This window comes from Paenibacillus amylolyticus, assembly GCF_003719335.1.
GTDB lineage: Bacteria > Bacillota > Bacilli > Paenibacillales > Paenibacillaceae > Paenibacillus > Paenibacillus amylolyticus_D.
This window is the reverse complement of the sequence record NZ_RIAS01000001.1, coordinates 503768-516055: the sequence shown is the minus strand read 5'-3', so window position 1 is coordinate 516055 and position 12288 is coordinate 503768. Positions and strand designations below refer to the sequence as shown.

Here is a 12288-nt window from a genome sequence, read left to right as displayed (position 1 = left end):
AACACATAGTTTTCCTTGCAGGACTCCATCCTATCGGGTATAACAGACGTCATTTCCGAAGAGAGGATGAATTTCCGATGCGGGATTTTTCATGGAAGGTATTTTCAATGACAGGGGACGTGGAATCCTATTTGTTATATACCGAGACGTGTAACTCGTCATTACAGGAGTCAGAGACTGCAAGGGAAGTGAGTGAAGATGAAGAAGCTAAAGAATAAAGGGCTGATTCAGGAATGGTTAGGTGACGAGGCATGTTATATAGGGTGGAAGGCATTGTCATCCGCAGCATGGACTACGGTGAGGGAAATAAAATTGTAACGCTTTGCACCGAAAGTGGTGGAAAAGCAGGAGTACTCGTTCGGGGTGCCAAAAAGCCCAAAAGTCGGCATGCTGCACTAGTGCAGCCCTTTACTTATGGACAATATGTTTATTTTCGCAACACAGGCCTTGGTACACTGAATGCTGGAGAAATTATCGAATCCAATCATGAACTCAGGGAAGATTTGGTGAAGGCTGCTTATGCTTCTTATGCATGTGAACTGCTCGATCGAGTACTTCAGGATGAAGAGACGGGAGTGTTTTGGTTCAAGCAATTAAAAGCTTGTTTGCAGGCTTTGAAGGAAGATAAAGATCCTTTAGTCATTATAAGTCTGTATGAGATGAAAATATTACAGGCGGCTGGTTACGGACCACAGTTGGGTGAGTGTATATCGTGCAACCAAGAGCGGCCGGATGAGCAATTATTTATTAGTCCCAGACTTGGCGGTGTCTTATGCAGGGCGTGTAAACATTTTGACCCGCCAGCGACGTCCGTTAGTCCAAAGACTTTGAAGTTGTTGCGCCTGTTTGTGCAACTGGATCTGCAACGCTTGGGAAATATCTCTGTAAGTGAATCTACGCGTAATGAAATTAAAAAGGTCATGCGAGCTTTCATGGATCACCAGCTAGGTTTGAATCTCAAGTCCCGTTCTTTCCTGGATCAAATGGAAAAGTACGGGATTTGAACTGCGTTCATACTTGAAAATAGTTATTGACTTCATCTTTCAATTTATATATTATGAAATATAAATTCTCTTTTTAGAGACATGCATTGAACGAGAAAGTAGGAAACTGGATTCAGAGTATGATTGATACACGTATGAGTTGAGAGAATTAGCTTGTGTATCAATGATAAGCGAGTCAGGGACGGTGAGAGCCTGATTGAATCGGTTTGTGAACAAGGCACTCGGGAGCATGAATGGACACGGAAAAGTGGGCCGGATTAGACAAGGATTTGTTTGATTCAGGCCAAGTAGGGTGGAACCGCGGGAATAGCTCTCGTCCCTACGTCTGTACATCAGGCGTAGTGGGACGAGGGCTATTTATTATTGCCTGTACACCTCCTATGCTTGCTAACAAACTACCCGAAAAGGAGCATGATTATGAATTTTCAGCAGATGATCTTGACGCTGCAACAATTCTGGGCCGAGCATAACTGTATTATCGTTCAGCCATATGACACGGAAAAAGGGGCAGGCACGATGAACCCGATGACCTTTTTACGTTCACTTGGACCAGAGCCTTGGAAAGTGGCTTATGTTGAACCTTCCCGCCGTCCATCCGACGGACGCTATGGTGAGAACCCTAACAGGTTGTATCAGCACCACCAGTTCCAGGTCATTATCAAGCCTTCTCCGGATAATATCCAGGAAATCTACCTGGAAAGTTTGAATCGTCTGGGAATTGATCCGCTCAAGCACGATATCCGGTTTGTTGAAGACAACTGGGAGAATCCTTCGCTTGGTTGCGCAGGTCTTGGCTGGGAAGTATGGCTGGACGGGATGGAAATCACGCAATTTACGTATTTCCAGCAAGTCGGTGGAATCGAAACGAATCCAGTAGCAGTGGAAATTACGTATGGTATGGAGCGTCTTGCTTCTTACATACAGGAAAAAGAAAATGTATTTGATCTTGAATGGGTTGAAGGGATTGCCTATGGCGACGTATTCCGTCAACCTGAATATGAGCATTCCAAGTATACATTTGAAATCTCTGACGTAAAAATGCTATTTACCCTTTTTAATATGTATGAAGATGAAGCGAACAAAGCGATGGCACAGCACTTGGTATTCCCGGCATATGACTATGTGTTGAAGTGTTCCCATACGTTCAACTTGCTCGATGCGCGTGGCGCGATCAGTGTTACAGAACGCACAGGATACATTACCCGTGTCCGCAACCTCGCTCGTCAAGTGGCAGCAACATATGTGGAAGAGCGTGAGAAGCTGGGCTTCCCGCTGATCAAGAAAGGGGGAGCCGAGAATGTCTAAGGATCTGTTGTTTGAGATTGGTCTGGAAGAAGTGCCTGCACGTTTTATGCGCGCAGCTATTGCACAACTTCAGGAACGCATTGTGAAATGGCTTGATTCATCCCGTATTGCTTATGGTGAAGTGCAAGCTTACGCGACACCTCGCCGTCTAGCCATTTTGATTCAGAACGTAGCCGACAAACAGGAAGATGTGGAGGAAGAGGTAAAAGGGCCTTCCCGCAAAATAGCGCTGGATGACAGTGGCAACTGGAGCAAAGCCGCACTTGGATTTGCACGCAGTCAAGGTGTAGAACCTGATCAATTTACCTTCAAAGAACTGAATGGTGTTGAATATATTTATGCAACGAAAAGCAGCAAAGGTGTAGATACAGCATCCGTTATTGGCGAAGGTTTATTATCCGTATTACACGCCATGACTTTCCCTAAATTTATGCGCTGGGCATCCTATGATTTCAAATTTGTTCGCCCTATTCGCTGGATTGTTGCATTGTTTGGCACCGAAGTGATTGATCTTGAAGTAACGGGTGTAAAAGCGGGTAATGTAACGCGTGGGCATCGTTTCCTAGGCAATGAAGCTGTGGTATCTGTGCCTTCGGCGTTCATCGATGTGCTTCGTGCTCAGCATGTCATTGCAGATATTTCTGAACGTGAGCAGATGATTGTATCCCAGATCGAGGCACTTGCTGCCGAGAAAAACTGGAATATTGCAATCAAAGAAGATTTGCTTGAAGAGGTACTTTTCCTTGTCGAAACGCCAACCGTATTATTTGGTACATTTGATTCCTCATTCTTGAACATTCCGCAGGAAGTTTTGATTACCTCCATGCGTGAGCATCAACGTTATTTCCCTGTATTGGACCAGGAAGGTCAGTTGTTGCCGTATTTTGTTACGGTTCGCAATGGTGGCAGTGATTCGCTTGATGTTATCGCTAAAGGTAACGAGAAGGTACTGCGTGCCCGTCTGTCGGATGCAAAATTCTTCTACGAGGAAGACCAGAAGCTGGAGATTAAGGACGCATTGTCCAAGCTCGAAAGCATCGTCTTCCAAGAAGAACTTGGCACGGTGGGAGATAAGGTTCGCCGCATTCGCAAAATTGCTGACATCCTGGCTACGAAATTGCAAGTATCTGGTGATGTGGCTGAATCGGTTAGCCGATCCGCAGATATCTGCAAATTTGATCTGGTTACGCTGATGGTTGGTGAATTCCCTGAATTGCAAGGTGTAATGGGTGAGGATTACGCTCGCAAAGCTGGTGAAAAAGAAGAAGTTGCTAAGGCTGTATTCGAGCATTATCAACCTCGTTTCGCTGGCGATCAATCTCCTGCATCTCTTGTAGGTGCAATTGTTAGTGCAGCGGACAAAATGGATACAATTGTAGGATGTTTCTCTATTAATATTATTCCTACAGGTTCTCAAGATCCGTATGCACTTCGCCGCCAAGCAGCAGGTATTGTACAAATCTTGCTGGATCATCAACTTCCGCTGACCTTATCCGATGTGTTCGGCGCAGCACTTGAAGTTCACGCTCAGATGAATCTGTTGAAACGTGCAGATGCAGAAGTGCGTAAAGATTTGCAGGACTTCTTCGCATTGCGTGTGAAAAAATTGCTATCGGAAACGGTACGTTATGACGTTGTTGATGCAGTGATTGCTTCCGGTTTCGATGATATCAGTGCAATTGTTCCAAAAGGTGAAGCGTTGATGAAAGCCGTACTGGCGGCGGAAGAATTCAAAACAACGCTGGAATCGTTCAACCGTGTAGGAAACCTGGCAAGTAAAGCATCAAACGCTTCGGTACATCCTGAACTGTTTGTAGAAGATGGGGAGCGTCAGCTGTTTGATGCCTGGAATCAAACGAACGAAACTTATCGCGATGCATTGTCTAAGCATAATGCTTCAGAAGCTTTGGCTATCGCTTCAGCATGGAAGGGTGCTATCACGCTGTTCTTTGATTCGGTTATGGTTATGGCGGAAGATGATGCGGTGCGTGCGAATCGACTGGCCCTTCTTGCTGCCATAGATCAAGATTTGAAAGGTTTTGCTGATTTCTCCAAACTGGTTGGATAAGCTCTGCAGTTCAATGATTATCTTTGTACTTTTCAGCAAAACATAAGTACAGTATTAAAGAACGAAATATGAGGGTATAAATATACGGAACGGGTTGTTTAATGTTTTAAATAACCGCTCCGTATTTTAGCCTCTGTTTTTTCTCCATTAGACACAGAAGGATTTTCAGTGACTGGGGTCGTATATTACAATATGCAGATATTTTATGAAGCCGGGTGGTATAGGTTTGAGTGAATTGAATATACGTCACATCGTTGTTGATGGAGATGCTTGCCCGGTTAAGACCGAGATTGCCAATACTGCACGTCTCTTTCAGGTTCCTGTTTTGCTTGTCTCTTCCTTTGACCATTTGCTACAAGGGGGAGAGGGGGTGCGGACCGTGCAAGTAGACCGCAGTGATCAAAGCGCAGATCTGTACATTGCGAATCATATTAAGCCGTATGATGTGGTTATTACGCAAGATTATGGCCTAGCGGCGCTGGCTCTTGGCAAACGTTGTTATGTTTTATCGTTTAGAGGTCGAGAATTTAAAGATCAAGATATTGATTTTATGCTCGATTCCCGTCATACTGCGGCCAAAGCTAGACGCAGGGGGCATTATGGGAAAGGCCCAAAACCCTTTACAGAGCAGGATCGAGAAATTTTTCAACATAAACTGACAAAACTTTTGAAAGATTTGCAGGAGAATGTGTAAGTTTATCGAATTATATTTACGTGTTAGAAGAGATGAAGGTGGCCGAGATGAGTACCGGACAAGGCGGTATACCCGAAAGTATTATTGAATCGGTATTGCAACAGCATGATATCGTCGATACGGTAAGCCGATTTGTGCATCTGACCAAGCAGGGGAAGTACATGAAAGGCCTCTGCCCTTTTCATTCCGAGAAGACGCCTTCGTTCACCGTTACACCTGAGAAACAGATTTTCTATTGCTACGGTTGCGGCACGGGCGGAAATGCCATCAAATTTAGGATGGAAATCGAAGGGTTATCCTTTCCCGAGGCTGTCAAAACGATGGCAGAAGAAAGTCATATCTCCATGGGTGACTGGCAGGGGCGTGAATCCGCTCATGTAAATCCGGAGACGGCACGTCTGCTGGAAGCTTATGAGCTTACCTCGAAGCTGTATCATTTTCTGTTGAAAAATACAGAGCATGGCAAAGTAGCCATGGAATATTTACGCTCACGAGGTATTGGTGACAAATTGATTGATCAGTTCCAGATTGGTTATGCACCAAATCGTTGGGACACGCTCGTGCAATTTCTGGAAAAGCGCAACTATCCGCTAGAAGAGATGGAACGAGGCGGACTTCTGTCAGAGCGAAGTGAAGGTCAAGGATATGTGGACAAATTCAGAGATCGAATCATGTTTCCAATCCATGGTAGAAGCGGCAAACCGATTGCATTTGCAGGCCGGATTCTGGGAGAGGGACAGCCGAAATATTTGAACTCACCAGAAACCAGGTTGTTCAACAAAGGCCGTGTTCTCTACAATCTGCACCAAGCTAAAAATGCAATACGCAAACAGAGACAGGTCATTTTGTTTGAAGGCTACGGCGATGTTATCTCTGCGTGGGATCAGGACGTTCAGAATGGTGTCGCAGCCATGGGGACGGCGCTTACGGAAAATCAGGCTCTGATGATCAAAGGCATGTGTGATGAGGTTATCCTCTGTTATGATGGCGACCGAGCCGGACAGGCTGCCGCAATGAAAAACTTCCCCATTTTGGAGGAGGCTGGGTTGCAGGTTAAGGTGGCGCTCATTCCTGAAGGGCTTGATCCAGATGATTTTATCCGAAAGCACGGCGGTGAACGATTCCGTAACCAGATTGTAGATGGTGCCGTAACAACTACAAAATTTAAGCTTATAAACCTCAAAAAAAACCATATACTGCTAGAAGGCGGCGGACAAATCGCTTATTCCAAAGAAGCAGTGAAATTGATTGCTCCCTTGTCCTCACCAACAGAGCGTGAAGTGTATCTTCGTGAACTTGCTGCTGAAGTCGACGTATCCTTCGAAACATTGAAGCAAGAATGTAACGAGGAACGGGAAGCGATGAAAAATAACGAGGATTATGGGGATAATAACCCGAAAAGGTGGAATAATGGTAGGCAACAAAATAGGCAGGTACCTACACCCAATCTGTTGCCGGCATACCATGCTGCTGAGCGCAAGCTGATTGCCTGGATGTTACAGGATGATGAAGCGGCTCAGTATGTAAATGAACATCTTGGCGAAGCTTTTAACTTAGATGATCATGCAGCAATTGCTGCTTATCTATATGCCTATTATGCACAGGGCAAACCGCCGGATACAAGTCGTTTTATGTCTTCGCTACATGATGATCGTCTGGAGAAGACGGTCAGCTCAATCTCGATGATGGATGGCCCAGGTGAATGGAGCGTCCAAGTGCTCGATGATTGCATCAGGGAAGTGTTGAAGTATCCGCGCAAAAAACAGTACGATTTAAAAAAGGAAGAAATGATTGCTGCAGAGCGGGCAGGGGATTCTGTACGCGCGGCACAAATTGCACTTGAGATGATTGCCCTAGAGAGACAGTGAACGTCTGGATGACTTGGATGTTTCTAGGGAGGAGGGAGTCGAGTTATGGCGAATGATCAGCATACTGAACTAGAAACAGAATTGACACTGGATCAGGTTAAAGATCAATTGATTGAATCAGGTAAGAAAAGAGCTTCACTCAACTATAAGGAAATTATTGAGAAACTTTCTCCATTTGAGCAGGATGCAGAGCAAATGGATGAGTTTTACGAACAACTCAGCGACCTCGGTATTGATGTTGTTAACGAAAATGATGAAGAGGTGACTCTTCGTCCCAACGATGATTCCGAAAATGGCGGCAGAGATGGAGACGATGAGTTCCACTTTGATGATGATCTGAGCTTGCCACCTGGTATCAAAATTAATGACCCTGTACGGATGTACCTGAAGGAGATCGGACGTGTACCTTTGTTGTCCGCTGATGACGAGGTGCAACTCGCAAAACGGATCGAAAACGGGGATGAAGAAGCGAAACGCCGTTTGGCTGAAGCCAACCTTCGTCTCGTTGTAAGTATTGCCAAACGTTATGTAGGACGCGGAATGCTGTTCCTTGATCTGATTCAGGAAGGTAACATGGGTCTGATTAAAGCGGTAGAGAAGTTTGACCATAAAAAGGGTTACAAGTTCAGTACGTATGCGACATGGTGGATTCGTCAGGCGATTACACGTGCGATTGCTGACCAAGCGCGTACCATCCGTATCCCTGTGCACATGGTAGAAACCATTAATAAGCTGATTCGGGTATCCCGTCAACTATTGCAGGAACTTGGACGCGAACCGACTCCTGAAGAAATCGCTGCGGAGATGGATCTAAGCGTAGAAAAAGTGCGTGAGATTACAAAGATTGCTCAGGAACCGGTTTCCTTGGAAACACCAATCGGTGAAGAAGACGATTCCCATCTGGGTGATTTCATCGAAGATCAGGAAGCACTGGCTCCTGCAGATGCTGCTGCCTATGAGCTTTTGAAAGAGCAACTTGAAGATGTTCTGGACACATTGACGGAGCGTGAAGAAAATGTTCTTCGTCTGCGTTTTGGTCTGGATGATGGACGTACGAGAACACTCGAAGAAGTTGGTAAAGTGTTTGGTGTTACGCGTGAGCGTATTCGTCAGATTGAAGCCAAGGCTCTTCGTAAATTGCGTCACCCGAGTCGAAGCAAACGACTTAAGGATTTCCTCGAATAATTGAACTGTAGGAGACTTTCTGCGAGACGCTTTGGCGGCGGCGGGGTCTCCTTTCGTTTTAATTTGAACGGTTAGATTTCTTTCTTTTGGAAATTCATCCTTGAAATGTTTGATTGGATTTTATTTTATCGCTTTTCTTTACGCAATGCAAATCAATAAATTAAAAGAATGGTGTAGGTGCTCCATGAAACTTTCGAATCGATTACAACAAATACTTGATCAAATTCCTGAAGGCAGCCGGATGGCGGATATTGGATCAGACCACGCTTTACTACCTGTCGCTGCAATACGTAGCGGAAAAGCGGTGAGTGCAATAGCTGGGGAAGTCAATCCTGGTCCTTATGATGCCGCTTCTAAACAAGTCAGTGATGCCGGACTTAAAACGCAAATTACGGTACATCGTGGAGATGGTCTCGATGTCATTACTGCTGGAGAAGTCGATGTAATTACCATTGCTGGCATGGGCGGCGCACTGATCGCTTCCATTTTAGACCGGGGAATCTCCAAACTGGAAGGTGTACAGTTATTGATTCTGCAGCCCAATGTAGGCGAGGATATCTTGCGACGCTGGCTACTCCAGCATCACTGGGTTGTTGTGGCTGAGAAACTTCTTGAAGAAGATGGCAAGATTTATGAAATTATTACCGCAATGCCGGAGGATGGTAGCCCAATCACGAATGAAGAGGTATACCGTGCTCGTCCCCTGCAGGGTGAGGTGGAGTTGACGGAAGATTTGCTGTTACGTATGGGGCCATACTTGGTAGACCGTGCAACGGACGTATTTTTTTCCAAATGGGAAAGTGAGATACTCAAATTAGAGAGCGTGGTGCAATCCATCTCCAAGTCCGATCAAGATTCTTCCAGGGACAAAGCAGCAGAGGTGGAACAGCTTATCACGAGTTTGAAGGAGGTACTGGCATGTTTGCCAAAGGTCAAACCGTAATTCAATTGATGGAGCAACTTGCTCCCAAACATCTGGCTGTACCCGACGACCGTATTGGTCTGCAACTGGGAAGTTTGCAAAAGGACATTACTCATGTGCTTGTAGCGCTGGACGTCACAAACGAGGTTGTGGATGAAGCGATTCGGATCGGAGCCAATCTGATTATTGCCCATCATGCTATTATTTTCCGTCCCGTAAAATCACTCAGCACGGATACGCCTATGGGCAAATTGTATGAAAAGTTGATCAAGCATGATATCGCGGTTTACATCAGTCATACGAATCTCGACGTTACTGAGGGTGGTATCAATGACTGGATGGCTGAGGCGCTTGGCATTGAGAGCAAGGAATCGCTCGAGGATGTGCACACAGATCAGTTGTACAAGCTGGCGGTATTTGTGCCTAGAACGCATCATGAGCAGGTACTACAGGCGATTTTGGAAGCGGGAGCAGGCAGCATCGGTCAATATAATAAATGCAGTTTTAGCACGGAAGGAACAGGCACATTTGTACCTGGTGAAGGGACGCAGCCGTTTATCGGATCACAGGGACAGATGGAACGTGTGGAAGAGATACGTATTGAAACGGTCGTACCTCAAAGTTTGCGGGGCAAGGTCATACAGGCGATGTTAAAGGCGCATCCGTACGAAGAAGTGGCATATGATCTTTATGCATTGGATTTAAAAGGGCGCACACTTGGCCTAGGACGTCTTGGTCCTCTTCGGGAGCCTAAAACACTTGGCGAACTGGTAGAGGTCGTGAAAGCCCAATTAAATGTGCCTCATGTGCGCGTTGTCGGTGATTTGAGCAAAAGGATCAAGAAAGCGGCTGTGCTCGGCGGCTCGGGTAGTCGTTATGCGCTTACTGCACGCTTCAAGGGTGCGGATGTCATTGTAACCGGAGATATTGATTACCACACGGCACATGACGCGCTGATGGCTGGGATGTGCATTATTGATCCGGGTCATAACACGGAGAAAATCATGAAACCTAAAACAGCAGATTGGCTTCGTGTCCGGCTAGAGGATCAGCGATATGAGACACAGGTGACTGCATCCGAGGTAGATACCGAAGTATTTCGCTTTCTGTAAAAGCGAGCATGTTAGTCTGATTTCCATTAATATTTAGCTTGTGTGGGACAGCAAATGCCTGTATACTATGTAATGTTGTTCGGAAAGCTTGACAGACAATCGCTGGTGGCCTTTGTTGCCACGAGAGGAAAGTCCGGGCTCCACAGGGCAGGATGCTGGATAACGTCCAGTCAGCGCGAGTTGAAGGATAGTGCCACAGAAATGGACCGCCGATGGCCGGGTTTCCCGGCACAGGCAAGGATGGAACCGAGGTGTAAGAGACCCCGAGGAACGCTGGTGACTTCGTTCCTGGTAAACCCCATCTGGAGCAAGACCTAATGGGACACGGTCTCCTCTTTGGAGGAGACAGCCTTAGCCCGAGGTGTGTCTAGGTTGGTCGCTTGAGCTGTGCAGCAATGCATGGCCTAGATAGATGATTGTCGCTTCTGGTGGGAGGGTAGTTCCCGTTTGAACCACGAAGAGCACAGAACCCGGCTTACGGTAAGCTTTCCTAACTGCAACAACAATAGTTAACAGCATCAGAGTTTTGATGTTAGGCATTATCAATGCTCATCACATGAGGAACTTTTCAAAATTGACCTTTTAAAATGTAATGCTCCTGTTCGCGCCAGGACAGGTTATATAAAATAAGGCGGCAGATTCGTTTTAACGAATCTGCCGCCTTATTTTTTATTTATATATCATGTGTGAAAAGAGAAACACCCACGCATAAAGAAACCGCCTATCCCTTATATGGAATAAGCGGCTAACTGTTATGTTGATCAATTACAGATGATTACAGTTACATGCTTGCCTGTTAGTTACATGGTAACGACATGATCTGATTGATTGGAAGCATGCCAGCGCTGAATCGCGCGATCCATTCGCTGGGCGGCCTCAGGAAGAAGTTCAGGGTCAGTATGCGTAAAGTTAATACGCATCCGGTTAAGCTCTGGTGTGCCGGCATAGAAGGAATCTCCAGGCACGATGCACACTTTTTCCTGAATGCCATAAGTAAATAGATTGCTAGCGAGCATGCCTTCAGGCAATTGCAACCATAGGAACATCCCACCTTGTGGAGAATTCCATGTAATTCCATCCCAAGATTTAGAAGCCATGAGTGTAGTTAGCTTTTTCATGCGTTCTTCATAGTCCTGAGAGATGTGACGAATGTGGCCATCCAAATCAAAGGTTTCAAGCAAGGCATGGAGTGCACGCTGATCGATGCTGCTCGAATGCAAGTCTGCACCCTGTTTGGCTCTAGCAGCGATTTTTACAATATCTGGAGCGGCTAGAATCCAGCCCGTACGAAGACCTGGGGCTACCGTTTTGGAAAAAGTGCTGGTGTAAATTACGTTAGATGGTCCTTCATAGGAAGCGGCATCCAGTGCAGCGAGAGCGGGTACGTCCAGCTGTTCCGGGTTAAAGCGAATTTCGCCATAAGGGTCATCTTCCAGAATAAGCACACCATATTTGCGGCACAAATCGACGGCTTGTTGTCTTCTTTCTCGTGACCAGACTTTTCCTGTCGGATTGGAGAACGTAGGGTTGATGTAGACGAGTTTAGGGCGGTGTAGCTGAAGCAGTTCTTCGAGTGATTCAGGCAACATGCCGTGATCATCACAGGCCACCCCATGAGAGACTCCTTGATAGGATTGAATGACTTGCAAGGCAGCTAAATAAGTGGGGGATTCCACGAGCACGCGATCACCAGGATCTAAAAGGATTCGGCAGATGAGATCAATAGATTGCTGTGATCCAGTAGTCAAAAGCATATGATCAGGTGATGCCGGAAGTCCTTTCGATTCCAGGCGCTCGGCGATTTTGACACGAAGAGGACGGTAACCTTCCGTTTCTGCATATTGAAGAGCGGCTGATCCGCTCATAAATACTTTTTCATACGCCAGACGAATAGCTTCCAGCGGAAATGAAGTCTGTGCTGGCAATCCACCAGCAAGTGATATCATTCCAGGTGCCTGAGCAGCCTGCAACATGTCGCGAACGACAGAGGACGGTGTGTTTTGTGCCATTTTAGACCAAGGTGTACTCATATTATTCTCATCTCCTGTTATTCACTGTTATACTGATACTATAACCTATATTAGACGTAGCACACTATAACAGTAAAACAACGATCATAACAGTTAGGGG

Annotated in this window: 11 protein-coding genes and 1 other RNA gene; 11 read left to right on the top strand and 1 reads right to left on the bottom strand. The window is 46.0% G+C overall.

Translation table 11 applies throughout. The features are described from left to right. The first annotated feature begins 77 nt into the window (after nt 1-77). The 11 genes from EC604_RS02350 to rnpB all read left to right on the top strand — a co-directional run bounded on the left by EC604_RS02350 (nt 78) and on the right by rnpB (nt 10651). A complete protein-coding gene (locus EC604_RS02350) occupies nt 78-218 on the top strand; it encodes a YqzL family protein (RefSeq protein WP_123062563.1) in 141 nt (46 codons plus the stop codon). Between the two features lie 33 nt (nt 219-251). Next, entirely contained in the window at nt 252-1004 is a 753-nt protein-coding gene (gene recO / locus EC604_RS02345; RefSeq protein WP_123062562.1) for a DNA repair protein RecO, read from the top strand. Nucleotides 1005-1237: 233 nt separating this feature from the next. Next, nucleotides 1238-1474 (top strand): hypothetical protein, encoded by a 237-nt coding sequence (locus tag EC604_RS30225; protein ID WP_205127904.1) that lies wholly within the window; start codon nt 1238-1240, stop codon nt 1472-1474. After that, a complete protein-coding gene (glyQ, locus tag EC604_RS02340; protein WP_123062561.1) occupies nt 1422-2309 on the top strand; it encodes a glycine--tRNA ligase subunit alpha in 888 nt (295 codons plus the stop codon). Before EC604_RS30225 ends, glyQ begins: the two co-directional genes overlap by 53 nt. Beyond that, nucleotides 2302-4377 (top strand): glycine--tRNA ligase subunit beta, encoded by a 2076-nt coding sequence (glyS, locus tag EC604_RS02335; protein WP_123062560.1) that lies wholly within the window; start codon nt 2302-2304, stop codon nt 4375-4377. Before glyQ ends, glyS begins: the two co-directional genes overlap by 8 nt. Nucleotides 4378-4603: 226 nt before the next feature. Continuing rightward, on the top strand, nt 4604-5071 hold the full coding sequence (locus tag EC604_RS02330; RefSeq protein WP_430538727.1) for a YaiI/YqxD family protein: 468 nt from the start codon (nt 4604-4606) through the stop codon (nt 5069-5071). A 47-nt stretch (nt 5072-5118) separates the two neighbouring features. Then, a complete protein-coding gene (gene dnaG / locus EC604_RS02325; RefSeq protein WP_123062863.1) occupies nt 5119-6939 on the top strand; it encodes a DNA primase in 1821 nt (606 codons plus the stop codon). A gap of 45 nt (nt 6940-6984) precedes the next feature. After that, the gene (gene rpoD, locus EC604_RS02320; protein ID WP_110897979.1) at nt 6985-8124 is read left to right on the top strand and encodes an RNA polymerase sigma factor RpoD; all 1140 of its coding nucleotides are present in this window, start codon (nt 6985-6987) and stop codon (nt 8122-8124) included. A gap of 184 nt (nt 8125-8308) precedes the next feature. Next, nucleotides 8309-9067, top strand: a complete 759-nt coding sequence (locus EC604_RS02315) for a tRNA (adenine(22)-N(1))-methyltransferase (RefSeq protein WP_123062559.1) — start codon at nt 8309-8311, stop codon at nt 9065-9067. Next, nucleotides 9043-10158 carry a Nif3-like dinuclear metal center hexameric protein gene (locus tag EC604_RS02310; protein ID WP_123062558.1) on the top strand — a complete coding sequence of 372 codons (1116 nt, stop codon included), beginning with the start codon at nt 9043-9045 and terminating at the stop codon, nt 10156-10158. The genes EC604_RS02315 and EC604_RS02310 overlap by 25 nt, the downstream gene beginning before the upstream one ends. Nucleotides 10159-10241: 83 nt before the next feature. Then, nucleotides 10242-10651: RNase P RNA component class A (gene rnpB / locus EC604_RS02305), an RNA gene on the top strand. Between the two features lie 307 nt (nt 10652-10958). On the opposite strand, the gene EC604_RS02300 is transcribed toward rnpB, so the two are convergent. Then, nucleotides 10959-12188 carry a PLP-dependent aminotransferase family protein gene (locus EC604_RS02300; protein ID WP_123062557.1) on the bottom strand — a complete coding sequence of 410 codons (1230 nt, stop codon included), beginning with the start codon at nt 12186-12188 and terminating at the stop codon, nt 10959-10961. Nucleotides 12189-12288: the final 100 nt, after the last annotated feature.

What these genes read in the sequence shown, in the direction of transcription:
- EC604_RS02350 (WP_123062563.1), top strand. Translation starts at nt 78, where the DNA reads ATGCGGGATTTTTCATGGAAGGTATTTTCAATGACAGGGGACGTGGAA.
- recO (WP_123062562.1), top strand. Translation starts at nt 252, where the DNA reads ATGTTATATAGGGTGGAAGGCATTGTCATCCGCAGCATGGACTACGGT.
- EC604_RS30225 (WP_205127904.1), top strand. Translation starts at nt 1,238, where the DNA reads ATGGACACGGAAAAGTGGGCCGGATTAGACAAGGATTTGTTTGATTCA.
- glyQ (WP_123062561.1), top strand. Translation starts at nt 1,422, where the DNA reads ATGAATTTTCAGCAGATGATCTTGACGCTGCAACAATTCTGGGCCGAG.
- glyS (WP_123062560.1), top strand. Translation starts at nt 2,302, where the DNA reads ATGTCTAAGGATCTGTTGTTTGAGATTGGTCTGGAAGAAGTGCCTGCA.
- dnaG (WP_123062863.1), top strand. Translation starts at nt 5,119, where the DNA reads ATGAGTACCGGACAAGGCGGTATACCCGAAAGTATTATTGAATCGGTA.
- rpoD (WP_110897979.1), top strand. Translation starts at nt 6,985, where the DNA reads ATGGCGAATGATCAGCATACTGAACTAGAAACAGAATTGACACTGGAT.
- EC604_RS02315 (WP_123062559.1), top strand. Translation starts at nt 8,309, where the DNA reads ATGAAACTTTCGAATCGATTACAACAAATACTTGATCAAATTCCTGAA.
- EC604_RS02310 (WP_123062558.1), top strand. Translation starts at nt 9,043, where the DNA reads ATGTTTGCCAAAGGTCAAACCGTAATTCAATTGATGGAGCAACTTGCT.
- EC604_RS02300 (WP_123062557.1), bottom strand. Translation starts at nt 12,188, where the DNA reads ATGAGTACACCTTGGTCTAAAATGGCACAAAACACACCGTCCTCTGTC.